Source organism: Burkholderia ubonensis subsp. mesacidophila (assembly GCF_002097715.1).
Classification (GTDB): Bacteria; Pseudomonadota; Gammaproteobacteria; order Burkholderiales; family Burkholderiaceae; genus Burkholderia; species Burkholderia mesacidophila.
In genome coordinates this window covers 1719544-1744940 of the sequence record NZ_CP020737.1, presented here as the reverse complement: position 1 = coordinate 1744940, position 25397 = coordinate 1719544, and the positions used below count along the sequence as shown (strand labels likewise).

21 protein-coding genes are annotated in these 25397 nt (G+C 66.8%); 4 read left to right on the top strand and 17 right to left on the bottom strand.

Annotation, left to right across the window (positions count from 1 at the left end; translation table 11 throughout):
- Positions 1–63 precede the first annotated feature (63 nt).
- The 16 genes from B7P44_RS08345 to B7P44_RS08265 all read right to left on the bottom strand — a co-directional run bounded on the left by B7P44_RS08345 (position 64) and on the right by B7P44_RS08265 (position 21554).
- Positions 64–1173 carry an agmatine deiminase family protein gene (locus B7P44_RS08345; protein ID WP_084902741.1) on the bottom strand — a complete coding sequence of 370 codons (1110 nt, stop codon included), beginning with the start codon at positions 1171–1173 and terminating at the stop codon, positions 64–66.
- Positions 1174–1467: 294 nt separating this feature from the next.
- Positions 1468–2772 (bottom strand): MFS family transporter, encoded by a 1305-nt coding sequence (locus B7P44_RS08340; protein WP_084902738.1) that lies wholly within the window; start codon positions 2770–2772, stop codon positions 1468–1470.
- Positions 2773–3022: 250 nt separating this feature from the next.
- Positions 3023–4702, bottom strand: a complete 1680-nt coding sequence (locus tag B7P44_RS08335) for a SpoVR family protein (RefSeq protein WP_084902736.1) — start codon at positions 4700–4702, stop codon at positions 3023–3025.
- Positions 4699–5967 carry a YeaH/YhbH family protein gene (locus B7P44_RS08330; RefSeq protein WP_010092451.1) on the bottom strand — a complete coding sequence of 423 codons (1269 nt, stop codon included), beginning with the start codon at positions 5965–5967 and terminating at the stop codon, positions 4699–4701. The genes B7P44_RS08335 and B7P44_RS08330 overlap by 4 nt, the downstream gene beginning before the upstream one ends.
- A gap of 125 nt (positions 5968–6092) precedes the next feature.
- The gene (locus B7P44_RS08325) at positions 6093–8015 is read right to left on the bottom strand and encodes a PrkA family serine protein kinase (RefSeq protein ID WP_010092452.1); all 1923 of its coding nucleotides are present in this window, start codon (positions 8013–8015) and stop codon (positions 6093–6095) included.
- Between the two features lie 489 nt (positions 8016–8504).
- Entirely contained in the window at positions 8505–10244 is a 1740-nt protein-coding gene (locus tag B7P44_RS08315) for a methyl-accepting chemotaxis protein (RefSeq protein ID WP_084902733.1), read from the bottom strand.
- Positions 10245–10437: 193 nt separating this feature from the next.
- Positions 10438–11379 (bottom strand): ribokinase, encoded by a 942-nt coding sequence (rbsK, locus tag B7P44_RS08310; protein WP_084902731.1) that lies wholly within the window; start codon positions 11377–11379, stop codon positions 10438–10440.
- Positions 11376–12407, bottom strand: a complete 1032-nt coding sequence (locus B7P44_RS08305; protein ID WP_084902728.1) for a LacI family DNA-binding transcriptional regulator — start codon at positions 12405–12407, stop codon at positions 11376–11378. The genes rbsK and B7P44_RS08305 overlap by 4 nt, the downstream gene beginning before the upstream one ends.
- Positions 12408–12457: 50 nt before the next feature.
- Positions 12458–13477 (bottom strand): ABC transporter permease, encoded by a 1020-nt coding sequence (locus B7P44_RS08300; RefSeq protein WP_084902725.1) that lies wholly within the window; start codon positions 13475–13477, stop codon positions 12458–12460.
- Complete coding sequence (locus tag B7P44_RS08295; protein WP_084906524.1) at positions 13474–15078, bottom strand: sugar ABC transporter ATP-binding protein; 1605 nt, start codon at positions 15076–15078, stop codon at positions 13474–13476. The genes B7P44_RS08300 and B7P44_RS08295 overlap by 4 nt, the downstream gene beginning before the upstream one ends.
- Before the next feature lie 144 nt (positions 15079–15222).
- Positions 15223–16173, bottom strand: a complete 951-nt coding sequence (locus B7P44_RS08290; protein WP_084902724.1) for a sugar ABC transporter substrate-binding protein — start codon at positions 16171–16173, stop codon at positions 15223–15225.
- Between the two features lie 339 nt (positions 16174–16512).
- Entirely contained in the window at positions 16513–17439 is a 927-nt protein-coding gene (locus B7P44_RS08285; RefSeq protein WP_084902721.1) for a CysB family HTH-type transcriptional regulator, read from the bottom strand.
- 83 nt (positions 17440–17522) lie between these two features.
- Positions 17523–18581 carry a sulfate/molybdate ABC transporter ATP-binding protein gene (locus B7P44_RS08280; protein WP_084902719.1) on the bottom strand — a complete coding sequence of 353 codons (1059 nt, stop codon included), beginning with the start codon at positions 18579–18581 and terminating at the stop codon, positions 17523–17525.
- Between the two features lie 13 nt (positions 18582–18594).
- The gene (gene cysW, locus B7P44_RS08275; protein ID WP_084902716.1) at positions 18595–19542 is read right to left on the bottom strand and encodes a sulfate ABC transporter permease subunit CysW; all 948 of its coding nucleotides are present in this window, start codon (positions 19540–19542) and stop codon (positions 18595–18597) included.
- The gene (gene cysT, locus B7P44_RS08270) at positions 19539–20426 is read right to left on the bottom strand and encodes a sulfate ABC transporter permease subunit CysT (protein WP_084902713.1); all 888 of its coding nucleotides are present in this window, start codon (positions 20424–20426) and stop codon (positions 19539–19541) included. The genes cysW and cysT overlap by 4 nt, the downstream gene beginning before the upstream one ends.
- Positions 20427–20516: 90 nt before the next feature.
- A complete protein-coding gene (locus B7P44_RS08265; RefSeq protein WP_084906522.1) occupies positions 20517–21554 on the bottom strand; it encodes a sulfate ABC transporter substrate-binding protein in 1038 nt (345 codons plus the stop codon).
- 277 nt (positions 21555–21831) lie between these two features.
- On the opposite strand from B7P44_RS08265, the gene lexA reads away from it, so the two are divergent.
- From lexA to B7P44_RS08245, 3 genes are read left to right on the top strand one after another with little or no spacing between them, the layout of a single operon-like run.
- Positions 21832–22479 carry a transcriptional repressor LexA gene (gene lexA / locus B7P44_RS08255; RefSeq protein ID WP_010092466.1) on the top strand — a complete coding sequence of 216 codons (648 nt, stop codon included), beginning with the start codon at positions 21832–21834 and terminating at the stop codon, positions 22477–22479.
- A 26-nt stretch (positions 22480–22505) separates the two neighbouring features.
- The gene (locus B7P44_RS08250; RefSeq protein ID WP_084902711.1) at positions 22506–22841 is read left to right on the top strand and encodes a hypothetical protein; all 336 of its coding nucleotides are present in this window, start codon (positions 22506–22508) and stop codon (positions 22839–22841) included.
- 29 nt (positions 22842–22870) lie between these two features.
- The gene (locus tag B7P44_RS08245) at positions 22871–23545 is read left to right on the top strand and encodes a DUF2939 domain-containing protein (RefSeq protein ID WP_231716672.1); all 675 of its coding nucleotides are present in this window, start codon (positions 22871–22873) and stop codon (positions 23543–23545) included.
- Positions 23546–23627: 82 nt separating this feature from the next.
- Here the strand turns inward: B7P44_RS08245 and B7P44_RS08240 are convergent, their stop codons facing one another.
- Positions 23628–24125, bottom strand: coding sequence for a universal stress protein (locus B7P44_RS08240; RefSeq protein WP_084902705.1), 498 nt, complete (start codon positions 24123–24125; stop codon positions 23628–23630).
- Positions 24126–24480: 355 nt separating this feature from the next.
- Between B7P44_RS08240 and nodI the strand changes: the two genes are divergently transcribed.
- Complete coding sequence (gene nodI, locus B7P44_RS08235) at positions 24481–25395, top strand: nodulation factor ABC transporter ATP-binding protein NodI (protein WP_084902702.1); 915 nt, start codon at positions 24481–24483, stop codon at positions 25393–25395.
- Positions 25396–25397: the final 2 nt, after the last annotated feature.

The following is a 25397-nucleotide window of genomic DNA, read 5'->3' as shown; positions in this document are numbered from 1 at the left end:
GCGCGCGTGCGGCCCGCAGCGCGCGTGCGGGCCGGCCAGGCAAGGGCCGGCCCGCGGCCGCGCTCAGGCCGGTTGCTGCTGGGTCGTGCAGTGGATGCCGCCCCCGCCCGCGGCGATGCCGTCGATGTCGAGCTGGATGACCTCCCGGCCCGGGAACAGGTCGACGAGCGTATCGCGCGTATTCCGGTCCGCCCGGCTGTCGCCGAATGCCGGCGCGATCACCGCGCGATTGCAGACGTAGAAGTTGATGTAGCCGGCCGCGAACTCCGCGTTCTCGTATTTGCGCCGCACGGTTTTCGGCCCCGGCAGCACCACGACCTTCAGCGCCCGCCCCTTCGCGTCGGTCGACTGCCGCAGGATCTCCAGATGCCGCCGTGTGACGGCGTGATCGTAGGACGACGGATCCGGGTCCAGCCCGGCAACCACGACGCCCGGGCTCGTGAAGCGCGCGTAGAAATCGGTATGCCCGTCGGTGATGTCCTTGCCCGCGATGCCCGGTAGCCAGATGATCTTCTTCAGCCCGAGCAGGCGGCTCAGCTCGGCCTCGCACTGCGCCTGGCTGACGCCCGGATTCCGGTTCGGGTTCAGCACGCAGCTGCGCGTGATGATCGCCGTCCCTTCGCCGTCCACCTCGATGCCGCCGCCTTCCAGCACCAGCCGCGTGTCGAGCAGCCGCGCGCCGGCGCGCTCGGTCACGAACGGCGCCACTTCCGCGTCCCGATCGTGTTCCTGCTTGTTGCCCCAGCCGTTGAAATTGAAGCTCACGCCGCCGAGCTGGCCTGACGCATGCTTCACGAACACGGGCCCGGTGTCGCGCATCCACAGATCGTCGACCGGATGCTGAACGAGCTCGACCGATGCACCGCACAGGCGCGACGCGATCGCGTAGTCCTGTTCCCGCACCAGCATCCTGACCGGTTCGTGCGCGGCGATCGCCTTCGCGACGGCCGCCAGGTTCTCGCGGACGACGGGCAGGAGCCGCGCGCCCCAGATGTCCTCGCTCGGACCGAACGCCATCCAGGTCGCCGCGTGCGGCGCGCCCTCGTCCGGCATGTGCCACGTCGCGCCTTGCGCGCGGGCCGCGCCGCTCCATGCGCTGCCCAGCGTGCCGGTAAGCAGCGCGGAGCCCGACGCGACCAGGCCGCGCTTCAGTATCTGACGTCGTGTCGTCATCGTATTGCTCTCCCTTGCATCGATTTCCGCCGGCCTCGCGACAGGCCCGTCATGGCCTCGCCGCCTTGAAGCCGGGATCGACGGCGATTTTGCGGGAGGTCAGGCTTGATTGATATTGATATTTTTTGCGTGAATCAATCAATTTTCCTCATACCTCGACGCAACATATTCCGTCCGTGAAATGGCTGACCGGTTCCGAAGCGGCGGCCCTGAAGCCATCTTGCATGCCCTAAAAAAAACGTCCCGCCAATTGGCGGGACGTCGATCATGATGCCGGAGCCGGTACGCAACCGATCACGGCTCGTGACGCAGGTACCCTTCCTTGCTCGGATCGCGCATCCGGTACGACACGATCAGCGAGATCGCGCACAGCGCGGTCACGTACCAGTAGAACGTCTCCTCGCTGCCGATCGACTTGAACCACAGCGCGACGTATTCGGCCGTGCCGCCGAACAGCGCGTTCGCGACCGCGTACGACAGGCCGACGCCCATCGCGCGCACTTCCGGCGGGAACATCTCGGCCTTGATGAGGCCGCTGATCGACGTGTAGAAGCTGACGATCGCGAGCGCGACCGTGATCAGCACGAACGCCGCGACAGGGCTCTGCACCTCCTTCAGCGCGTGCATCAGCGGCACCGTGGCGATCACCGAGCATGCGCCGAACAGGATCATCGACATGCGGCGGCCGATCCGGTCGGACAGCGCGCCGAACACCGGCTGCAGCAGCATGTAGACGAGCAGCGCGACCGTCATCACGTTGCTGGCGGTCTTCGCGTGCATGCCGGCCGTGTTCACGAGGTACTTCTGCATGTACGTCGTGAACGTGTAGAAGATCAGCGAGCCGCCCGCGGTGAAGCCGACCACCGTCAGGAATGCGCCCTTGTGCTGCCACACGCCGCGGATCGTGCCGGCGTCCTTCTTGTCGCGCGACTCGCTCGTCGACGTCTCGTCGAGCGACTTGCGCAGGTACAGCGAGATCAGCGCGGCGGCCGCGCCGACCACGAACGGGATGCGCCAGCCCCACGCCTTCAGCTCGGCGGCCGACAGCGTCTGCTGCAGGACCACGAGCACGAGCAGCGCGCACAGCTGGCCGCCGATCAGCGTCACGTACTGGAACGACGCGAAGAAGCCGCGCCGCCCCTTCAGCGCGACTTCACTCATGTAGGTCGCGCTCGTGCCGTACTCGCCGCCCACCGACAGCCCCTGGAACAGGCGCGCGACCAGCAGCAGCAGCGGCGCGAACGCGCCGATCTGCGCATAGGTCGGCAGCACCGCGATCACGAGCGAGCCGCCGCACATCATCAGCACCGAGATCATCATCGCGGCGCGGCGGCCGTGCCGGTCGGCGATGCGGCCGAACAGCCAGCCGCCGATCGGACGCATCAGGAAGCCGGCCGCGAACACGCCGGCGGTGTTCAGCAATTGCGTCGTCGTGTTGCCGCTCGGGAAGAACGCCGGCGCGAAGTACAGCGCGCAGAACGAGTAGATGTAGAAGTCGAACCACTCGACGAGGTTGCCCGACGAGGCGCCGACGATGGCGAACACACGCCGCCGGGTGTCGTGCGCGGACGGCACGGCTTGGTCGGTCTGGACGTCCATGGGTTGGTCTGTTCCTTTGTAGTGCTTTTGGGCGTGGCGGCCGCAGGACCGCCGCGTGCGGACACGCGTGGCACCGGTTCCGGTGCGATGCGCCACCGAATTTTAGCGAATTGTAAAGATAGGGACTGTCCGGGTTCGTCCGGATGTAGAAAATTTTTCTCCCGCTTCCCGGCCATCTCCCGCTCATCCAATGAAAACGCCAGCCCGCAGGCTGGCGCCGGATGCAAGGTTGCGGGCCGCCCGGGTGCGCTCAGAGGCGCACTTCGGGCGGCGTGTAGCGGCACTCGTAGCGCTTGCGCACGGTGCCCGCCTCGTCGACGCTTTCGAGGTACACGTCGAACTGCCACAGCCGCGCCATGTGCTTGAGCACCTCGTCGCTGTCGTTCGACAGGTGCCGGTTGTCGGTCATGAAGTGGCGCAGCGTGAGGCTGCGGTCGCCGCGCGTGTTGACCGACCACACCTGGATGTTCGGCTCGCGATGGTGGATGTCATATTGCCGCGACAGCGACTGCCGCACGTACTGGTAGCCGGAGTCATCGTGGATCGCCGACACCTCGAGCGAGTCGCGCATGTCGTCGTCGAGCACCGAGAACAGGCGCATCTCGCGGATCAGGTGCGGCGACAGGTACTGCGCGATGAAGCTCTCGTCCTTGAAGTTGCGCATCGCGTAGTGCATGGCCGGCAGCCACGGGCTGCCCGCAAGCTCGGGGAACCACTTGTAGTCCTCGTCCGTCGGCGATTCGCAGATCCGCCGGATGTCGCTCATCATCGAGAAGCCGAGCGCATACGGGTTGATCCCGCTGTAGTACGGCTTCGTGACGGGCGGCTGGTAGATCACGTTGCTGTGCGAATGCAGGAACTCCATCATGAAGCCGTCTTCCAGCTTGCCCTGGTTGTACAGCGTGTTGAGCAGCGTGTAATGCCAGAACGTCGCCCAGCCTTCGTTCATCACCTGCGTCTGCCGCTGCGGATAGAAGTACTGGCCGATCTTGCGCACGATGCGGATCACTTCCCGCTCCCACGGCTCGAGCAGCGGCGCGTTCTTCTCCGCGAAATACAGCAGGTTCTCCTGCGGCTCCGGCGGATAGCGCTCTTCCAGCTCCTCCGCCAGCTCGGGCTTCCGGTGCGGCAGCGTGCGCCACAGTTCGTTGATCTGTGACTGCAGGTACGCCTCGCGCTCACGGCGCAGCGCCGCCTCCTTCGACAGCGACGGCTTCTGCGGCCGCTTGTAGCGGTCGACGCCGTAGTTCATCAGCGCGTGGCACGAATCGAGCAGCTCCTCGACGCGGTCGAGGCCGTAGCGCTCCTCGCATTCCGCGACGTAGTTCTTCGCGTAGACGAGGTAGTCGATGATTGCGTGCGCATCGGTCCACAACCGGAACAGGTAGTTGCCCTTGAAGAACGAGTTGTGACCGTACGCCGCGTGCGCGATGACGAGCGCCTGCATCGTCATCGTGTTCTCTTCCATCAGGTATGCGATGCACGGATTCGAGTTGATGACGATCTCGTACGCGAGGCCCATCTGGCCGCGTCGGTAACTCTTCTCGGTCGACAGGAAGTGCTTGCCGAACGACCAATGCCGGTAGTTGACCGGCATCCCGACCGACGCGTACGCGTCCATCATCTGCTCGGCGCTGATCAGCTCGAGCTGGATCGGGTAGATGTCGAGCTCATACTGCTCGGCGACCTGCGCGATGTGCGTGTCGTATTCCTCGAGCAGTTCGAAGGTCCAGTCGGACGGGCACGGCAGCGGCTTGCGTTCGGCAACGTTCATACGCGCTTCCTTCTGCCCGGCACCGGGCAAGTCGGCGGACGGCGTCGATGGTTCGGCGTGGCCGCGTTGCTGCGTCGCGGCATGGCCTGCGGTGTCGTCGCCGGATCGACGCGGCTGGTAGCCGCGCGATTCGCTGTGCAGGTGGCGGCTCGTCATGACATTTCCACCTGCTTTTCGAACAATTCGCGAAACACCGGGTAAATATCGGCAGCCGATTCCACTTTTTTCATCGCGAGATGCGGTTGCGACTGCATCAGCTGCGCGTACTCCAGCCACAAGTTCTGCTCTTCCGGCGCGACCTGGATGTACGCGAAGTAACGCGTCTTCGTGAGGATATCCTCTTCCAGGATTTTGCGACACTTCGGTGAATCGTCGGTCCAGTTGTCGCCGTCGGACGCCTGCGCGCCGTAAATGTTCCATTCGGTCGGCGAGTAGCGCTCGTTCATCACCTTGCGCATCAGCTCGAGCGCGCTCGACACGACCGTGCCGCCGCTTTCGGTCGAATGGAAGAACGTATCCTCGTCGACTTCCTCCGCGCGCGTGTGGTGGCGGATGAACACCACCTCGATGCGCTCGTAGTTGCGCTTGAGGAACAGGTACAGCAGGATGAAGAAGCGCTTCGCGAGATCCTTGCGCTGCTCGTCCATCGAGCCGGACACGTCCATCAGGCAGAACATCACGGCCTGGCTCGACGGCTGCGGCTGCTTCACGCGATTGATGTAGCGCAGGTCGAACGGGTCGATGAACGGGATGCGCCAGATGCGGCCCTTCAGATGGTGGATCTGATCTTCCAGCGTCGCGATCTCCGCGCGGCGATCCTCGGTGTCGCGCTTCAGCGCTTCGAGCTGCGCCTCGAGCTCGTGCAGCTCGTTGACGAGCGGCGAGCCGAGCGCGATGCGGCGGCCGAGCGCGCTCCTGAGCGAACGCACGATGTCGATGTTGTTCGGCGTGCCTTCCGCCGCCCAGCCCGCGCGCACGTTCTTCCAGCTCGGCACCGTCAGCAGGTGCGTCTTCACGAGGCGCGGCAGCTCGAGATCGTCGAAGAAGTACTGCATGAACTCGTCGCGCGACAGCTCGAACACGAAGTCGTCCTGCCCCTCGCCCTCGTTGCTGGCCTGGCTGCCGCCGCCGCCCGCGCCGCCTTGCGGACGCGGGATCTTGTCGCCGCGCACGTAGTCCTCGTTGCCCGGATGCACGTACTCGCGGCGCCCGCCCGGACCGTGGCGGAACGTCGGTTCCGCGATGTCCTTGCGCGGAATCGTGATGCTCTGCGTGCTCTGGATGTCCTTGATGCTACGATCGCGCACCGCGTCCGACACGGCGCGACGAATGTAGTTCTTGACGCGACGCAGAAAGCGTTCGCGGTTGGCAATGCTCTTGTTCTTGCCGGCTAGCCTGCGGTCGATGATTTGATGAAGCACGCCCGGTCTCCCGCTCGTAAGTCGATATGCCGGGACGCTCGCCGCACATGCCGTCTCCCGTCACGCGGGCGGCGTCTCTGAAGTTGCCCGTGCGGCCAAGCCGCACGGGCGCTGCGCAACGCAGGTCATGACGACTTGCGCACACGCAGGTACCAGTCGCAAAGCAGCCGCACCTGCTTCGGCGTATAGCCCTTCGCGACCATCCGGTTCACAAAGTCCTCATGCTTGCGCTGCTCTTCCGCCGAGCCCTTCGCGTTGAACGAAATGACCGGCAGCAGCTCTTCCGTATTCGAGAACATCTTCTTCTCGATCACGACGCGCAACTTCTCGTAGCTCGTCCACACCGGGTTCTTGCCGGCGTTCGCGGCCCGCGCGCGCAACACGAAGTTCACGATCTCGTTGCGGAAATCCTTCGGATTGCTGATGCCCGCCGGCTTCTCGATCTTCTCCAGCTCCGCGTTCAGCGCGGCGCGATCGAAGCTCTCGCCGGTGTCGTGATCGCGGAATTCCTGATCCTGGATCCAGAAGTCCGCATACGTGACGTAGCGATCGAAGATGTTCTGCCCGTACTCCGAATACGATTCGAGGTAGGCCGTCTGGATCTCCTTGCCGATGAATTCCGCGTAGCGCGACGCGAGCACGTCCTTCACGAAGGACAGGTACTTCTGCTCGGTTTCCGGCGGGAACTGCTCGCGCTCGATCTGCTGCTCGAGCACGTACATCAGGTGCACCGGGTTCGCCGCCACTTCGCTCGAATCGAAGTTGAACACGCGCGACAGGATCTTGAACGCGAAGCGCGTCGACACGCCGGTCATGCCTTCGTCGACGCCCGCGTAGTCGCGATACTCCTGGTACGACTTCGCCTTCGGATCGGTGTCCTTCAGGTTCTCGCCGTCATACACCTGCATCTTCGAGAACAGGCTCGAGTTTTCCGGCTCGTGCAGGCGCGACAGCACCGAGAACTGCGACATCATTTTCAGCGTGCCCGGCGCGCACACGGCCTCGGCGAGCGACGAGTTGCGGATCAGCTTCTCGTAGATCTTGATCTCTTCCGACACGCGCAGGCAGTACGGCACCTTCACGACGAAGATCCGGTCGAGCAGCGCCTCGTTGTTGCGGTTGTTCTTGAACGCCTTCCACTCCGACTCGTTCGAGTGCGCGAGGATGATGCCGTCGAACGGAATCGCGCCGAACCCCTCGGTGCCCTTGAAGTTGCCTTCCTGCGTCGCGGTCAGCAGCGGGTGCAGCACCTTGATCGGCGCCTTGAACATTTCGACGAACTCGAGCAGGCCCTGGTTCGCGAGGCACAGGCCGCCGGAGTAGCTGTACGCGTCGGCGTCATCCTGTGCGTACTGCTCGAGCTTGCGGATGTCGACCTTGCCGACGAGCGACGAGATGTCCTGGTTGTTCTCGTCACCCGGTTCGGTCTTCGAAATCGCGATCTGCCGCAGGATCGACGGATAGCGGCGCACGACGCGGAACTGGCGGATGTCGCCGTTGTATTCGTGCAGGCGCTTCACCGCCCACGGGCTCAGGATGCTCTTCAGGTAGCGGCGAGGAATGCCGTACTGTTCCTCGAGAATCGGCCCGTCCTCGTCGTAGTCGAACAGCCCGAGCGGCGATTCGTTGACGGGCGAGCCCTTCAGCGAATAGAACGGCACGCGTTCCATCAGCTGCTTGAGACGCTCGGCGATCGACGACTTGCCGCCGCCCACCGGGCCGAGCAGATAGAGGATCTGCTTCTTCTCCTCGAGCCCTTGCGCAGCGTGGCGGAAATACGCGACCACCTGCTCGATCACCTCCTCCATTCCGTAGAACTCACGGAACGCGGGATAGACCTTGATGACCTTGTTCGCAAAGATCCGCGACAGGCGCGGCTCGTTGCGGGTATCGATGTGCTCAGGTTCCCCGATTGCAGCCAGCATGCGTTCGCCGGCCGTAGCATACGCGGATGGATCGTTTTTGCAGAGCGCGAGGTACTCTTCCAGCGAGAACTCTTCCTCTCGCGTTTTTTCGAAGCGGTTCGCGAAGCTGCTGTAAATATCCATGCTACCTCCCTCGCCTTTGTCTGAAGACGTGCCTGCCTTCATGTGACTGCGCAGAAGCAAGCGCGTTCGAATTCATCCTAAACCCTTTCTTATTTTTTTTCACGAACTCGTTGTATGAAGTTCGTCATCGACGACACATGACTTGGACAACGCAATTCGTCGCTCTACAATCGACCTCCCGAGCTGACGAAACTGCATCCGTCGCGTCTTGTCGAGCACCGGAACGTCTTGTGTGTTGGACGTGCCGGGCATCGCGAAATCCACACCGCCTCCCCTTCATCCCTATACGTTCGAGCATGCATTCCGGACGACACGCTCGACGCGCAGTTACAAATTATTTTTTCGCATGACCCTTACGGAGATACCCGTATGACGGTTGCGCACGTGCATGTCGCATCGGCTGCAGATGCAAAAACGCCCGCGCGAGGCGGGCGTTCGGGGGTCACGCAAATGGGGATAGATGCGCGATGCATGCAGTATTCCCGGGAATCAGAAGGTCTCCCAGTCGTCGTTGCCGGCAGCGACCGGCGCAGCTGCTGCGGAAGGCGCTGCAGCTGCGCGGCGGGCCGGCGGCGCGACTGCCGCGCGCGGCGCGGGCGCGTCGTGGCTCTCGCGCGCAACCGTCGCGGGCGCCGGCGTCACGCGACGCACCGCAGCCGGCTCGGCCGCATGACGCTGCGCCCCGCCATGGTCGAGCTGGAACACCGAGACCGTCTCGCGCAGCCTCGCGGCCTGTTCGTCGAGCGACTGCGCGGCAGCCGCCGCTTCCTCGACGAGCGCCGCGTTCTGCTGCGTCACTTCGTCCATCTGCGCGACCGCGCGCGCAACCTGGTCGATGCCGCCGCTCTGCTCCTCCGACGCGGCTGCAATCTCGCCCATGATGTCGGTCACGCGCTGCACCGCGCTGATCACTTCCGTCATCGTCTGCCCCGCTTCGTCGACGAGCGTCGAGCCGGAACGGATGCGCTCGACCGATGCGTCGATCAGCGTCTTGATCTCCTTGGCGGCCCCTGACGAACGCTGCGCGAGGCTGCGCACCTCGCCCGCGACCACCGCGAAACCGCGGCCTTCCTCGCCGGCCCGTGCGGCCTCGACGGCGGCATTCAGCGCAAGAATGTTGGTCTGGAACGCGATCCCTTCGATGATCGCGATGATGTCGGCGATCTTTGCAGAACTCTGGTTGATTTCGCCCATCGTGCCGACCACCTGCCCGACGACGACGTTGCCCTTGTTCGCGATTTCCGACGCGTTCGCGGCAAGCGCGCTCGCCTGGCGCGCATTGTCGGCGTTCTGCTTCACGGTGCCGGTCAGTTGCTCCATGCTCGACGCGGTTTCCTGCAGCGCCGAGGCCTGTTCCTCGGTGCGCGACGACAGGTCGATGTTGCCGGCCGCGATCTGCTTGGCCGCCGTCGCGATCGATTCGCTGCCGCCCCGCACCGTGCTGACGGTCTCGACGAGCCCGCGCTGCATCTTCCCGAGGCCCTCCAGCAACTGGCCCATTTCGTCGCGGCGCTTCACGACGATGCGGCGGCGCAGGTCGCCCGCGGAGATCGCGTCGAAATGCGCGAGTGCATCGGCGAGCGGTTGACCGATCGCGCGGCTCAGCGTCACGTACGACACCAGCGCGGCGATGAGCCCGGCCACGAGCGCGACGACCGACACGATCCGCAGCGTCTCGTAGGTCGATTCCGCCCGGTCGAACGCGCCCTGCGCGTCGGTGAACTGGAAATTGCGCAGCGCCTCGCCCGCTACCGAGAGTTCGTTGTAGCGCACCTGAAGCTGCTTCGCGCCGTCGGCGATCCGGTCATGATCGTTCGCCGCAATGACGCCGGCGAAGCTGTCGCACTCGCGCTGCAGCGCCTGGCGCTTCGCGGCGACGTCCTGCGCGAGCTTATCCTCCTCGGGGCCGCGCGGCAGCGCGAGGTACTTCTGCCACCACGCGTCGGACTGCGCGCGCATCGCGCGGCTGCGTTCGGTCGCCGCCGCCGCCTCCGGTGTGCCGGCGCCGAACGCGGCGCGATCGAGCGCGAGGCGCTCGCGCGCGGCGTATATCTCGGCGATCCCCACGTTGACCGCGCTCGGCATCTGGTTCGTGAAAATGTCGCGGTTCGAGTCGTTCGCGCGCGCCATGCCGAACAACCCCAGCCCGCCGATCAGGCACAGCAGCCCGGCCAGAAACGCGATCGTGAAACCGATACGCGCGCGGATCGTCAGGTCTTTGAACACCATCTTTCTTCCTGTCTTGCGTCGTCATTGACGGGCCGTGCCCGTCACCCAGAAGCGTTTGCTTCCCTCCATGCAATTACGACAACAATTCGCACGACTTGATGGTGTTTACCGTAACTTTCAGAACAATTTGTTGATTAATTTCAAATCAGGAAATAATTACCCGAAAACATCCCGGGATCATAAATCCGGGTAGTCAATCGGTAAGTTCGGCCAGGGTCGGAATCGACGGCTGTGCGCCTGCGCGCGTCACGGAGATTGCCGCCGCGCGTTGCGCGAAGCGGATCGCGGCGTCGACGTCTGCGCCGGCCGCGAGCCGCGCGGCGAAGCCGCCGATGAAAGTGTCGCCGGCGGCGGTCGTGTCGACCGCCTGCACCGCGGGCGCCGGATAGTGGCGCGCCGCGCCGTCCGCCGTCAGCGCGAGCACGCCGCGCGCGCCGAGCGTGACCAGCACGTTGCGCGCGCCGCCCGCCTGCAGCGCGCGCGCGGCGGCTTCGGCGTCGGCCGGGTCGCGGATCGGCAGGCCCGTCAGCGCCGCCGCCTCGACCTCGTTCGGAATCAGGTAATCGACGAGCGGCAGCCAGCCGGCCGGCAGCGGCGCGACCGCGGGCGCCGGGTTGAGCACGACCGTGCGGCCGAGCCCGCGCCCGGCGGAAAGCGCTGCGAAGACCGCGTCCGCCGGCGTCTCGAGCTGGCAGATCAGCACGTCGGCCGCGCCGATCGCCGCGTCGTGGCGCGCGACCGTCGCCGGCGTCACCTCGCCGTTGCCGCCGGCGACGATCACGATCGCGTTCTGGCTCGCGTCGTCGACGACGATCAGCGCGACGCCGGTCGACGCCGTCGCGCTCGTCGCGAGCCCCGCGCAGTCGATCCCCTCGGCTTCGAGGCCGGCGCGCAGCGCGGCGCCGTGCGCATCCGCGCCGACGCAGCCGATCATCGCGACCTGCGCGCCGAGCCGCGCGGCGGCGACCGCCTGGTTGCCGCCCTTGCCGCCCGCGGCCTGCGCGAACGCATGGCCGGCGAGCGTTTCGCCGGGCAGCGGCAGCCGCGGCGCACGCACGACGAGATCCATGTTGAGACTGCCGATGACCGTCACGCGCCCCGCTTGCGGCGCGCCGGAGGTGACGCGCGCCGTCATGCGCGGTTGCCGGCCGGCGCCGGTTCGCGGTAGACGGCGGTCGATTCGCGCAGCACGAGGCGCGGCGACACGACGCGCCGCCGGCTCGGCGCGGCGCTCGCCCCGCCGCTGATCCGTTCGATCAGCGTCTGCGCGGCCATCTCGCCAAGCGCGCGCACCGACTGGCCGACCGTCGACAAGGCCGGATACGTATAGCGGGAGAATTCGATGTCGTCGAAGCCGATGATCGAGCAGTCGTCCGGCACGCGCAGCCCGCGCTCGGCCGCCGCGCGCAGCGCGCCGACGCCCATCAGGTCGTTGCCGGCGAAGATCGCGCTCGGCCGCACCGATTCGAACAGCCGCGACGCCGCGTGATAGCCGCCGAGGCACGAGAAGTCGCTTTCCGCGATCGCGCCCGGCACGATGTCGATGCTGCGCTCGGCCATCGCGCGGATGAAGCCGTGCACGCGCATCGCGCTGACGGCCGTGTCCGTCGGCCCGGTGATGCAGCCGATCTTTGCGTGCCCCAGCTCCAGCAGGTGGCGGGTCGCCAGATACGCGCCGCGTTCGTGGTCGATCTGCACGAGATCCGCGGCGAGCCCCTCGATGTTGCGGTCGACGACCACGAGCGGCGCATGCGCGTCGGCGAGCGACTGCGCGAGCACCGCATCCTCGCCGGCCGATGCGACGATCAGCCCGTCGATGCGCTTTTCCTGCAGTACGCGCAGGTAGTTGCGTTGCTTGATCGGATCGTCGTCCGAGTTGCAGAAGAACACGCAGTAGCCATTGGCGGCGCACTGGTCCTCGATGCCGCGCGCGAGCTCGGCAAAATACGGATTCGTGCTGTTCGGCACGACGAGCCCGATGGTCGCCGTCGCGCGCGCCTTCAGCGAGCGCGCGACCGCCGACGGCACGTAATTCAGCTCGCGGATCGCCCCTTCGACTTTCGCGCGCACGTCCGCGGACACCGGCCGCGAATTGTTTACCACGTGCGACACGGTCGTAAACGATACGCCCGCCATGGCCGCTACATCCTTGATCGTCGCCATTTCCCGTTTCTCTCTGGTCCGTTCTCTGTTGTTCTTGCCGTGCGCGGTTCCTACCGGGCGCGCGCGCGCCGGCTGCGGTAAGTGTCGAGCACGACAGCCACCACGATCACCGCCCCGGTGATGATCCGCTTCGTCGGCTCGTTCGCGCCGATCTGCGCGAGCCCGGCGGCCAGCACGGAGATGATCAATACGCCGAAGAACGTGCTGATCACCGAGCCGCGCCCGCCCATCAGGCTCGTGCCGCCGATCACGACGGCCGCGATCACCTGCAGCTCGAGCCCGCTGCCCGCGTTCGGGTCCGCCGCTTCGAGCCGCGAGATCTGGAACAGCGACGCGAGCCCGGCAAGCGCGCCCATCAGCGCGAATACGAGGATTTTATACGGCCGAGGGTTTACCCCGGCAAGTCGGACCGCCTCCTCGTTCGTGCCGATGCCGACGAGATAGCGGCCGAACACGGTGCGCGTCAGCACGAACTGCGCGACGATCATCACCGCGACGGCAATCAGGAACGCCGGCGAAATGCCGAGCGCGAGCGGGTTCGACAGGAAGTCGAACGCGTCGCCGATGTAAGCGGTGCGCGAATTCGTCAGCTGGTACGCGAGCCCGCGCGCGGCCTCGAGCACGCCGAGCGACACGATGAACGACGGAATCCGCCAGCCGACCGTGACCGCGCCCGTCAGCGTGCCCGTCGCGGTCGCGGCCGCGATGCCGATCAGCGCGGCGGGCAGCGGCCCCCACTGCCACTTGAGCGCGGCGACGCTGACCATCGACGCGGCGAGCGCGAGCACCGAGCCGACCGACAGGTCGATCCCGGCGATGATCAGCACGAAGGTCATGCCGACCGACATCACGACGAGATCGGGAATCTGGTTCGCGATCGTGCTGAACGTATCGTAGGTCAGGAAATGCGAGCTCAGCGTCGAGAACAGCGCGATCATCGCGGCGAGCGCGCCGGCGAGCCCGAGGTAGTTCGACAGGCCGAGCCGGGTGCCGGACAGCATGCGCGCGCGGCGCCCCATGACGGGCTGCTGCGGGTTGGCGTCGGTCGGGGTAACGGGGGGCTGGGTCATTGCGAAGGTCCTGTCGTCGAAGCGCCGGGCGCGGCTCCCTTCGCCGCTCCGGCTGCCGGATGGCGCGCGGCCTCGTCGCGGCCGAAGCCGGCGAACGCCGCGGCCAGCAGCGCATCCTGGGTCCAGTTGCCGCGCTCGAACACGGCGGTCATGCGGCCGGCCGACATCACGCCGATCCGGTCGCAGATGAGCATCAGCTCGCGCAGGTCGCTCGACACGACGACGAGCGCGCGCCCTTCTCGCGCGAGCGCGCCCATCAGCGTGTAGATCTCGAATTTGGCGCCGACGTCGATGCCGCGCGTCGGCTCGTCGAACAGCAGCACGCCCATGTCGCGCGCGAGCCAGCGGCCGATCACGACCTTCTGCTGGTTGCCGCCCGACAATTCGCCGACCGGCTGCGACGCGCCGTGCGTGCGGATGCGCAGCGCGTCGATCTGGCGCTCGGCGAGCGCCGTCTCGCGCGTCGCGTCGACGACGCCCGCGCGCGCGAGCCGGTCGAGCTGGCCGAGCGACACGTTCGCCGTCACCGATTGCGACAGCAGCAGGCCCTCGCCCTTGCGGTCCTCGGTGATCAGCGCGATGCCGTGCCGCACCGCGTCGACCGGCGAGCGGATCTCGGCCGGCTCGAGCGGCTGGCCGACCGCGATCATGCCCGAGTCCGGCGTGTCGGCGCCGTAGATCAGCCGCAGCAGCTCCGTGCGCCCGGCGCCGATCAGGCCCGAGATGCCGAAGATCTCGCCCGCGCGCACCTCGAGCGACACGTCCTGCACGGCCGGCATGCGCGTCATGCCCGACACGACGAGCCGCGGCGCGCCGAAGTGGCGCGCACCGAGGTCGATGTGCTCGCCGACCTCGCGCCCGACCATCAGCGTGACGAGGCGCTCGGTCGTCGTCGCGGCCATGTCGCCGACATGCACGAGCCGTCCGTCGCGCAGCACCGCGACCCGCTCGGCCACCCGCGCCAGCTCCTCGAGCCGGTGCGAGATGTAGACGATCGCGACGCCGCGCGCCTTGAGCCGGTCGATCTGCTCGAACAGCAGCTCGACCTCGCGCGCGGTCAGCATCGCGGTCGGCTCGTCGAGGATCAGCACGCGGCAGTCGCCGATCAGGTTGCGCGCGATCTCGACCATCTGCTGGTGGCCGATCCCGAGCGCGCCGACGGGCGTGTCCGGATCGACGTCGTCGAGCCCGACCTGCGCCATCGCGGCGCGCGCGTCGTCGCGCAGCCGCTGGCGGTCGATGATGCCGAAGCGGCGCGGCAGCCGGTTCAGGAACAGGTTTTCCGCGACCGACAGCGTCGGCAGCAGGTTCAGCTCCTGCATCACCATCCGCACGCCGAGTGTTTCGGCGTCCTTGCGGCTCGCGGGCGCATACGCGCGCCCGTCGAGCTGCAGCGTGCCGGCCGTCGGCGCGACGAGCCCGCCGACGATCTTCGACAGCGTGCTCTTGCCGGCGCCGTTCTCGCCCGTGAGTGCCAGCGCCTCGCCGGACGCAAGCGTCAGCGAGACGTCCGCGAGCACCGGCTCGGCATAGGTCTTGCCAATGCCGGAGACGGCCAGCACGGGGATGGCAGAACGGGAGGGTTGGAAGGTCGATTCCATCGCGATCCTGGTTGCGGCCGCGCGCAGCGGACGGCGCGCGGGATTGACGCTCACAAGTGGCACGCAGTGGCCGTGATCGCGCTCACACCGGATAACGGCCGCCGCGCCGGATTCTTGAGGGCGGCGGCCGTCAGCCGGGCAGCGTCACTTCGTCACGAGATCCACCGGCGTCTCGACCACGCCGGACATGTCGGCCTGCTTGCGATGCTCGGCGATCGCCTTGAGCGCCGTGTCGATGCCGAACACCGCCTGCTTCGCCGCGTACTGGTCGGCGGTCGCGAGCACGCGGCCGTCCTTCAGCATCGGCTTGATCGCGTTGATGTTGTCGTAGCCGACCACGCTGACCTTGCCCTGCTTGCCGGCCGCGCGCACGGCGGACACCGCGCCGATCGCCATGTTGTCGTTGCCGCACAGCAGCGCCTTCAGGTTCGGGTACTCGTTGAGCATCGCGGACGCGACCGCATTGCCCTTGTCGATCTCCCACTCGCCCGACTGCACCGACACGACCTTCATCCCGCCCGCCTTCATCGCGTCCTGGAAGCCGGCCGTGCGCTGCTGCGCGTTGGTCGTCGTCGACACGCCCTCGACGATCCCGACCTGGTCGCCCGCCTTCAGCTTCTTCGCGAGGAGGTCGCCGATCTTGCGCGCGCCCTTGCGGTTGTCGGGGCCGACGAACGGCACGTTCAGGCGCTTGGCCTTCAGCACGTCCGGATCGAGCCGGTTGTCGATGTTGACGACGATGATGCCGGCGTCGACCGCCTTCTTCACGACCGGCACCAGCGCCTTCGAATCGGCCGGCGCGAGCACGATCGCGTCGACCTTCGACACGATCATCTGCTCGACGATGCGGATCTGGCTCGCGGTGTCGGTTTCATCCTTGATGCCGTTGGTGACGAGGTCGAACTGGGCCGCGTTGTGCTTCTGGTATTCCTTTGCGCCGTTTTCCATCGTCAGGAAGAACTCGTTGGCGAGCGACTTCATCACGAGCGCGACTTTCGGCTTGCCGGCCGTCTCCGCATGGGCGAACGGCGCGGCAGCGAGCGCGACCGCCGCCACGGCGGCGGTCAGGAAGCGACGGCGAAAGCGGACATTCATACACATCTCCTGGCGTTAGGCCCCGTGGGGCTATCTGTTGTTTTAATGCGAGCAAACGTTTGCGCCGCACTAGCCGGACTATGGCCATCGAAGCTGTCGGTACCACGGAATGGGTGCGAGGCAGAGGGCCGACTGCCGGAGCGCGTGCGGTGCGTTCACGCGCAACCGCCGGCAGGCCGCCGGCGGAGTGAGAGGTATGCTGGACCGTTTCTTGTCCGCGCGCAACCCGTCTGATCAATATTTAAGGGTTTATTCGGAGCGCGCGGTCGCCGGCGCGAGAACGTGCGTTCCGGCGACGGCGGAACGGGACGCCGCGCGGGCGTCCCGAACAGCAGCGAGTCAGACCGCTTCGCGCAGTTGGCTGGCGATCTCGGCCTCGGTCAGATGCGGCGCGAACATCTCGATCAGCCGGTATGCATACGCGCGCAGGAACGCGCCCTTGCGCAGGCCGACCCGCGTCGTGCTCGCCTCGAACAGGTGCTGCGTGTCGAGCGCGACGAGCCCCGTGTCGCGCTGCGGGTCGTACGCCATCGCCGCGACGACGCCGATGCCCATCCCCAGTTCGACGTAGGTCTTGATCACGTCCGCGTCGATCGCGGTCAGCACGACGTCCGGCACCGCGCCCGCCTGTGCGAACGCCTGGTCGATATGCGAGCGGCCGGTGAAATCCTGGTCGTAGGTGATGATCGGATACTCGGCGATGTCGTCGAGCGACAGGTTCTCGCGGCCGACGAGCGGATGGCCCTTCGGCACGACCACCGTGTGATGCCACGAATAGCACGGAAACGTGACGATGTCCGGATAGCGGTCGAGCGCCTCGGTCGAAATGCCGAGATCCGCCTCGCCGTTCAGGATCATCTGCGCGATCTGCTGCGGGCTGCCCTGGCGCAGCGCGAGATGCACTTTCGGAAATACTTCGGTGAACTGCCTGACCACCTTCGGCAGCGCATAGCGCGCCTGCGTGTGGGTGGTCGCGACGACCAGGTGGCCACTGTCCTGGTCGGCGAACTGGCGCGCGACGCGGCGCAGGTTCTCCGCGTCGAGCAGCATCCGTTCGATCAGCTGGTGCACCGCCTTGCCGGGCTCGGTGAGCCCGGTCAGCCGCTTGCCGCGCCGGATGAAGATGTCGACGCCCAGCTCGTCCTCGAGATCCTTGATCTGCTTCGATACGCCCGACTGCGACGTGTACAGCACGTTCGCGACTTCGGTCAGGTTCATGTTCTGGCGCACGGCCTCGCGCACGAAGCGCAGTTGCTGAAAGTTCATGGGTATGCCTCTTAGGCTGTCTTTTCTTTAGTCGTTGAATCGAAACGAATCGAAACGGTTACCGCCCCTGCCCGGCGCGCGCGTCAGCGCACCGGAAACACCCGCACCGCGCGCGGCACGGCCGTCGCGCCGTCGCCCACCCGCAGCGCGAGCGCCTGCCATGCGTCGCGATCGAGCTCCGCCTCGAGCGCGCCGCCCGCGCGCGCCTCCAGCTCGACGCGCACCGAGCCGCCGAGCGGCACGACGCGGCGCACGTCCACCGCGATGCCGTCCCGCTGCCCGTCCCCGGCCGGCCGCAGCTGCAGGTCGTGCGGGCGCACGTACGCATGCGCCGGCCCGGCGAAATCGGCATCGACCTCGATCGGAGCGGCGGCGCCTTCCGCGACGAAGCCGCGATCGGCGACCGTGCCCGCGAGCCGGTTCGCCGCGCCGAGGAATTCGTAGACGAAGGCGCTCTGCGGATGATCGTAGACGCCCTGCGGGCTGCCGACCTGCTCGACGCGGCCGTGGTTCAGCACGACGATGCGGTCCGCGACTTCCAGCGCCTCCTCCTGGTCGTGCGTGACGAAGATCGTCGAGATGTGCAGGTCGTCGTGCAGGCGCCGCAGCCAGCCGCGCAGCTCCTTGCGGACTTTCGCGTCGAGCGCGCCGAACGGCTCGTCGAGCAGCAGCACCTTCGGCTCGACCGCGAGCGCGCGGGCGAGCGCGATGCGCTGCCGCTGGCCGCCCGACAGCTCCGAAGGATAGCGCTGCGCGAGCCAGTCGAGCTGCACGAGCTTCAGCAGCTCGTGCACCTTGTCGCGGATCACGGCCTCCGACGGCCGCTCGCGGCGCGGCTTCACGCGCAGCCCGAACGCGACGTTCTCGAACACGGTCATGTGGCGGAACAGCGCGTAGTGCTGGAACACGAAGCCGACCTGCCGCTCGCGCGCGCCGACCGACGCGACGTCCAGGCCCTGCAGCACGACCTGCCCCGCGTCCGCGTGCTCGAGGCCCGCGATCACGCGCAGCAGCGTGGTCTTGCCGCAGCCGGACGGCCCGAGCAACGCGACCAGCTCGCCCGCCGGAAAGTCGAGCGATACGTTGTCGAGCGCCGTGAAATCGCCGAAGCGCTTGTGCAGATGACTGACGGTGATACCCATTCTGGTTGCCTCTTTACGAATTCGACGAAGTGACGGCGGGGCCGGCATGCGCGGGAACCGCGTCGCGCGCGCCGGCCAGGTCGGCCGCGAGATGGCGCTCCGCGAGCAGCTTCAGCGCGAGCGTGACGAGCGCGAGCAGCGCGAGCACCGACGCCACCGCGAATGCAGCCGCGAAGTTGTACTCGTTGTACAGGATCTCGACGTGCAGCGGCATCGTGTCGGTCTGCCCGCGGATGTGGCCGGACACGACCGACACCGCGCCGAACTCGCCCATCGCGCGCGCGTTGCACAGGATCACGCCGTACAGCAGGCCCCACTTCACGTTCGGCAGCGTCACGCGGCGGAAGATCTGCCAGCCCGACGCGCCGAGCACGCGCGCGGCCTCCTCCTCGTCGCTGCCCTGCGCCTGCATCAGCGGGATCAGCTCGCGCGCGACGAACGGGAACGTGACGAAGATCGTCGCGAGCACGATGCCCGGCACCGCGAAGATGATCTGCACGTCGTGCGCCTGCAGCCACGGCCCGAGCCAGCCCTGCGCACCGAACAGCAGCACGTAGATGAGGCCCGAGATCACCGGCGACACCGAGAACGGCAGGTCGATCAGCGTCGTCAGCAGCGCCTTGCCGCGGAACTCGAACTTCGCGATCGCCCACGACGCGCACACGCCGAACACGAGGTTGAGCGGCACGGCGATCACGGCGACGGTCAACGTCAGCTTGATCGCCGACCACGCGTCCGGATCGGCGAGCGACTCGAGGTAGAAGCCGACGCCCTTTCTCAGCGCCTCGAAGAACACGGCCGCGAGCGGCACGACGAGGAAGAACGCGAGAAACGCGAGCGCGATGCCCGTGAGCAGCCAGCGCACGGCGCGCGGCTCGCTGACCGGGTCGAGCCGCTTCGCGGCGCGCGCCTGCGCGGCGGCGCTCGGGGTGTTCAGCACGGCGGTGGCCTCGTGGCTCATTGCTGACCTCCTGCAACGGCGACGGCCGCGGGCGCCGGGCCGCTCGCGCCCTTGCCCGTGCGTCGCTGCAGATACCACTGCAGCGTGTTGATCAGCAGCAGCATCACGAACGACACGACGAGCATCACGACCGCGAGCGCGGTCGCGCCCGCGTAGTCGTACTGCTCGAGCTTCGTGATGATCAGCAGCGACGTGATCTCGGACTTCATCGGCACGTTGCCGGCGATGAAGATCACCGAGCCGTATTCGCCGAGCGCGCGCGCGAACGCGAGCGCGAAACCGGTCAGGAGCGCCGGCAGCACGGCCGGCAGCACGACGCGGCGGAACATCAGCCAGCGCGACGCGCCGAGGCACGCGGCGGCCTCCTCCTGCTCGCGCTCGAAATCCTCGAGCACCGGCTGCACGGTGCGCACGACGAACGGCAGCCCGATGAAGGTCAGCGCGACCAGCACGCCGAGCGGCGTGAACGCGATCTTGACGCCGAGCGGCGCGAGGTACTGGCCGACCCAGCCGTTGGTCGCGTAGACGGCGGCGAGCGAAATGCCGGCCACCGACGTCGGCAGCGCGAACGGCAGGTCGACGATCGCGTCGACCACGCGCTTGAACGGGAACGTGTAGCGCACGAGCACCCAAGCGACGAGGAAGCCGAACACCGCGTTGATCAGCGCGCCGCCCAGCGCCGCCGAGAACGTCAGCCGGTACGACGCGAGCACGCGCGGCGACGCGACGGCCGCGATGAACTGGTCCCACGAGAGCGTCGCGGTCTTCAGGAACGTGGCGGCAAGCGGAATCAGCACCACGAGGCTCAAATAGGCCACCGTGATGCCGAGCGTCACGCCGAAGCCGGGCAGCGCGCTCGGCTTGCGAAAGGTGTACGTCGTCATCGGATGCTCTTGCTGGGTCGAATCACATGGGTCCGGCGCGAACGCCGGGGGTGCGGCGCGCTGCTGTCGCGCGCCGCTGTCGTTATGTCGTTACTGCGGCTTGTAGATCGAATCGAACACGCCGCCGTCGGCGAAATGCGTCTTCTGCGCATTCGTCCAGCCGCCGAACGTGTCGTCGACCGTGTACAGCTTCAGCTTCGGGAACTGCTTCGTCAGCTCCGCCGGCACGTTCTTCGAGCGCGGCCGGTAGTAGTTGCGCGCCGCGATCTCCTGGCCCTGCGGGCTGTACAGGTAGTTCAGGTACGCCTCGGCGAGCTTGCGCGTGCCCTTCTTGTCGACCACCTTGTCGACGATCGCGACCGGCGGCTCTGCCAGGATGCTCACCGACGGCACGACGATCTCGAACTTGTCGGTGCCGAATTCCTTGATCGACAGGAACGCCTCGTTCTCCCACGCGATCAGCACGTCGCCGATGCCTCGCTGCACGAAGCTCGTCGTCGCGCCTCGCGCGCCCGAGTCGAGCACGCCCGCGTTCCTGTAGAGCTTCGTGACGAAATCCTTCGCGCTCTGCTCGTTGCCACCCGGCTTGTGCACCGCATACGCCCAAGCGGCGAGATAGTTCCAGCGCGCGCCGCCGGAGGTCTTCGGGTTCGGCGTGACGATCGACACGCCCGGCTTCGTCAGGTCGTCCCAGTCCTTGATGCCCTTCGGATTGCCCTTGCGCACGAGGAACACGATCGTCGACGTGTACGGCGACGCATTGTCGGGCAGGCGCTTCTGCCAGTCCTTGTTGACGAGCCCCTTGTTCGCGAGCGCGTCGATGTCGTACGCGAGCGCGAGCGTCACGACGTCCGCCTGCAGCCCGTCGAGCACCGAACGCGCCTGCGCGCCCGAGCCGCCGTGCGACTGCTTGAAGTTGACGGTCTCGCCCGTCTTCGCCTTCCATTCCTTGCCGAACGCCTGGTTGAAGTCCTGATACAGCTCGCGCGTCGGATCGTACGACACGTTCAGGAAAGTCGTGTCGGCGTGCGCATGCGCGGCGACGCCCAGCGCCGCGGCCGCGCCCAGCGCGAAGGTTGCGATCAAGCGGCGCGCCCCGCGCACCAGTCCCGTATTGCGCTTCACCATCCGTGCTTCTCCCGTGTTGTCGGTCATGTTGTCGGTATTGCGAGATGCGAGCCAGTCTATCGAACGGGTTACATGATTAAAAATAATCGTTCCTTATTTTTTAATATTAAAAAGTGCTAACGCAGACGAAATCGACGGTTGCAGCGGACGAACCGGCGTCCGGACGTCGCCGGATGGCGCCGGAATCGACGCGATCGCGACGAACCTCAGGTAACACTTGAAATTCTCGGAGTACTGTATAAAAATACAGCTCACTGTCTATCCATACAGTTAAGCCATGACCAAACTCACCGCCCGCCAGCAGCAAGTGTTCGACTTGATCCGCCGCGCGATCGAGCGCTCCGGCTTCCCGCCCACCCGCGCCGAGATCGCGGCCGAACTGGGCTTCAGTTCGCCGAATGCGGCCGAGGAGCACCTGCGCGCACTGGCGCGCAAGGGTGTGATCGAGCTGGCCGCCGGCGCGTCGCGCGGCATCCGCCTGCTCGGCGGCGACGACGCGCCGCACCAGTTCACGCTGCCGCACGCGGCCCTGATGCAGCTGTCGCTGCCGCTCGTCGGCCGGGTCGCGGCAGGTAGCCCGATCCTCGCGCAGGAGCACATCTCGCAGCATTTCGCGTGCGATCCCGCGCTGTTCTCCAGCAAACCGGATTACCTGCTGAAGGTCCGCGGCCTGTCGATGCGCGACGCCGGCATCCTCGACGGCGACCTGCTCGCCGTGCAGAAGCGCACGGAAGCGAAGGACGGCCAGATCATCGTCGCGCGCCTGGGCGACGACGTCACCGTCAAGCGCCTGAAGCGCCGGCCCGGCGGCCTCGAGCTGATCGCGGAGAACCCTGATTACGAAAACATCTTCGTCAAGGCCGGCAGCGCGGAATTCGCGCTGGAAGGCATCGCCGTCGGGCTGATTCGCTCGGGCGAATTCTGACCATCCGTCTCGTTCAGGAGAACACCATGGAACGCCTTGCCCGCCTGCTGCCTTTCCGTCAATTCGGTCGCCTGCGTCACCTGCGCGGCCGCACGCCGTGCGCGCCGCTGACCGTCGCGGCGCCCACCGGTCAAGAAGAAGCAGTCGAACGGCAGGCGTCGCTGCTGCCATCGGCGCTGCCTGCGTTCGCGCGGGTATCGCTGAATGCCGGCCTGAATCACGCGGAACCGGCGCGCCGTGCGCCGGTGCGCGTCTACCATGGTTCGTCGCGCCTGATCATGGTCGGGACGATCGACGCGGTATGCCGGATGATCGATCACTGCATCGCCGAGGAACGTTCGATCGCGCAAGGCAGTCTCTGATTGCGGAACGTTCCCGCACCGGAGGCATCGTGAATCACGCACCGGGCCGCCCCAGGCGGCTCAAACCCCTGTTGATCGTCGGGCTGGCCGCCGTCGTCATCGCGGCGATCGGCTATGCGTATGCGTCACCCTACGTCGCGCTCGGCCGCCTGAAGTCGGCGATCGATGCGCGCGATGCGCAGGCGGTCAGCGAGTATGTGGATTTCCCGTCGCTGCGCATCAGTCTGAAGCAGCAGGTCACCGACGAGTTGATGCGCCGGATCGACGCCAAACGGCAGAGCAATCCGTTCGCCGTGATCGGTGCGTTGATTGGTTCAGCGTTGATCGGACCGCTGGTCGACGCCTACGCAACCCCGGAAGGCGTCGCGGCGCTGATGAGCGGATTGCCGCCGCAGGGCAACCCGGGCGAGCGGCCGCCCGAGTGGTCGGCACAGCCGCACGCCCAATTGGCTGGCAGCGCCGCGCCGGCGAACGGGCCAACCGCGGCCGCCGGCAGCGCGCCCATCGCGCCGCCCGCACCGGCATCAGCCGCTTCGACGCAGGCCAGCGCGCCGAGGCAGCAGCAAACGAGCGCCGGCTATCGGAACATCGATGAATTCGTCGTGACGTACCAGCGCAGCGCGGATGGGACGCGCTACGCGGCGATGTTCCATCGCATCGGGCTGTTTTCGTGGAGGCTGTCCGCAATCGACCTGCACGGCTGAACCGGCAGCATGCCGGCACCGCGCGCGACCGACGGACGGCCGACGCACAGCACAAGCCGGCGCCGGTCGGACGACAAGACCGTCATCTTGCGGTGGTCGCAGCCGCCTCGCGTTCGCGAGCGATTTCGGCCTTCTGCTCTTCCGCGGACGAGCACGCAACCAGGATGCTGCAGTTCACGCGATCGAGCAGTTGCGTATTGCCCGAGCCCATCCACCATCTCGACAGCCCGCTGCGGCAGCGGTGCCCGACCACGATCAGGTCGACCTTCAGCTCCGCGGCGAGGTTGGCGATCTCGTCGATCGGGTAGCCGAACGCAAAATGCCCTTCCGCCTGCAATCCGCGTTCGCGCAACCAGTCCACGCCTTCCTGCAGGATTTCGCGCGCCGTTTCCTCGAAGCGGCCGCACGCGACATCGGTCAACAACCCGGCGCTTTGCGCAATGCTCGAACGCATGTCGACGACGGACAGCAGGTGCGTCTCGGCCTGGAGGTCCAGCGCGAGATTGGCGCCGCAACGCAATGCCTTGCGTCCCTCGAGCGTGCCGTCGTAACACAGCAGAATCTTGTTGTAGCTAGCCATGAGTCCTCCCATTCAACACAACGAACCCTACGCATTCATCATGGTGCGCCGCAAATCGGGACGCAAGGGATGGAAAACGCTGATTCGCCCCGTGGGGCCGATACGCGATGATGCGGTGCATGATCGGGAGGCGCAGGCATCGCGCCGTGCGCGCTCGCCCTGAAGACGTGCAGGCAATGCACTAGAATGGCCCGATCGTGCCGCCCGTTCGCGTCACGCGCGGGCCGCACACCGACATCGCGCTTTCCCGTCATGCCCGTGTGACCGTCAACCGGCGCCTCGGTTCGCGCGCCGGCTTCGGTGCGCACGGTCGCCGGACGCGTCCGCCACGCTGCATCCAACGACAACATTGCCCATGTCCGTCGCACCGATCGAGTTCCAGAACGTCGAAAAACGCTACGGTGACAAGCTCGTCGTCAACAGCCTGTCCTTTCGCGTCCACGCCGGCGAATGCTACGGCCTGCTCGGGCCGAACGGCGCCGGCAAGACCACGACGCTGAAGATGCTGCTCGGCGTCACGTATCCGGACGCCGGGGCGATCTCGCTGTGCGGCGAACCGGTTCCATCGCGCGCGCGCCGTGCGCGACAGCGGGTCGGTGTCGTTCCGCAGTTCGACAATCTCGACCCGGATTTCACGGTTCGCGAGAATTTGCTGGTGTTCAGCCGCTATTTCGGCGTGTCGGCGCACGACGCCCGCGCGCTGGTGCCGTCGCTGCTCGCGTTCGCGAAGCTCGAGAACAAGGCGGACGCGAAGGTCAGCGAGCTGTCGGGCGGCATGAAGCGGCGGCTGACGCTCGCGCGCGCGCTCGTCAACGACCCCGACGTGCTGGTGCTCGACGAGCCGACGACCGGCCTCGACCCGCAGGCGCGGCACCTGATGTGGGAGCGGCTGCGTTCGCTGCTCGCGCACGGCAAGACGATCCTGATCACCACGCATTTCATGGAAGAGGCCGAGCGCCTGTGCGACCGCCTGTGCGTGATCGAGGAAGGCCGCAAGATCGCCGAAGGCGCGCCGCATGCGCTGATCGAATCGGAAATCGGCTGCGACGTGATCGAGATCTACGGCGCCGACCCGGCCGCGCTGCGCGACGAGCTGGCAGCCTTCGCGGAGCGCACCGAGATCAGCGGCGAGACGCTGTTCTGCTACGTGAGCGACCCCGATCCGCTCAATGCGCGGCTCAAGGGCCGCGCCGGATTGCGCTATCTGCATCGCCCCGCCAATCTGGAAGACGTGTTCCTGCGGCTGACCGGCCGCGAGATGCAGGACTGACC

Coding starts and splice junctions, on each gene's coding strand:
- B7P44_RS08345 (WP_084902741.1), bottom strand. CDS start 1,173: ATGACGACACGACGTCAGATACTGAAGCGCGGCCTGGTCGCGTCGGGC.
- B7P44_RS08340 (WP_084902738.1), bottom strand. CDS start 2,772: ATGGACGTCCAGACCGACCAAGCCGTGCCGTCCGCGCACGACACCCGG.
- B7P44_RS08335 (WP_084902736.1), bottom strand. CDS start 4,702: ATGACGAGCCGCCACCTGCACAGCGAATCGCGCGGCTACCAGCCGCGT.
- B7P44_RS08325 (WP_010092452.1), bottom strand. CDS start 8,015: ATGGATATTTACAGCAGCTTCGCGAACCGCTTCGAAAAAACGCGAGAG.
- B7P44_RS08315 (WP_084902733.1), bottom strand. CDS start 10,244: ATGGTGTTCAAAGACCTGACGATCCGCGCGCGTATCGGTTTCACGATC.
- rbsK (WP_084902731.1), bottom strand. CDS start 11,379: ATGACGGCGCGCGTCACCTCCGGCGCGCCGCAAGCGGGGCGCGTGACG.
- B7P44_RS08305 (WP_084902728.1), bottom strand. CDS start 12,407: ATGGCGACGATCAAGGATGTAGCGGCCATGGCGGGCGTATCGTTTACG.
- B7P44_RS08300 (WP_084902725.1), bottom strand. CDS start 13,477: ATGACCCAGCCCCCCGTTACCCCGACCGACGCCAACCCGCAGCAGCCC.
- B7P44_RS08295 (WP_084906524.1), bottom strand. CDS start 15,078: ATGGAATCGACCTTCCAACCCTCCCGTTCTGCCATCCCCGTGCTGGCC.
- B7P44_RS08290 (WP_084902724.1), bottom strand. CDS start 16,173: ATGAATGTCCGCTTTCGCCGTCGCTTCCTGACCGCCGCCGTGGCGGCG.
- B7P44_RS08285 (WP_084902721.1), bottom strand. CDS start 17,439: ATGAACTTTCAGCAACTGCGCTTCGTGCGCGAGGCCGTGCGCCAGAAC.
- B7P44_RS08280 (WP_084902719.1), bottom strand. CDS start 18,581: ATGGGTATCACCGTCAGTCATCTGCACAAGCGCTTCGGCGATTTCACG.
- cysW (WP_084902716.1), bottom strand. CDS start 19,542: ATGAGCCACGAGGCCACCGCCGTGCTGAACACCCCGAGCGCCGCCGCG.
- cysT (WP_084902713.1), bottom strand. CDS start 20,426: ATGACGACGTACACCTTTCGCAAGCCGAGCGCGCTGCCCGGCTTCGGC.
- B7P44_RS08265 (WP_084906522.1), bottom strand. CDS start 21,554: ATGGTGAAGCGCAATACGGGACTGGTGCGCGGGGCGCGCCGCTTGATC.
- lexA (WP_010092466.1), top strand. CDS start 21,832: ATGACCAAACTCACCGCCCGCCAGCAGCAAGTGTTCGACTTGATCCGC.
- B7P44_RS08250 (WP_084902711.1), top strand. CDS start 22,506: ATGGAACGCCTTGCCCGCCTGCTGCCTTTCCGTCAATTCGGTCGCCTG.
- B7P44_RS08240 (WP_084902705.1), bottom strand. CDS start 24,125: ATGGCTAGCTACAACAAGATTCTGCTGTGTTACGACGGCACGCTCGAG.
- nodI (WP_084902702.1), top strand. CDS start 24,481: ATGTCCGTCGCACCGATCGAGTTCCAGAACGTCGAAAAACGCTACGGT.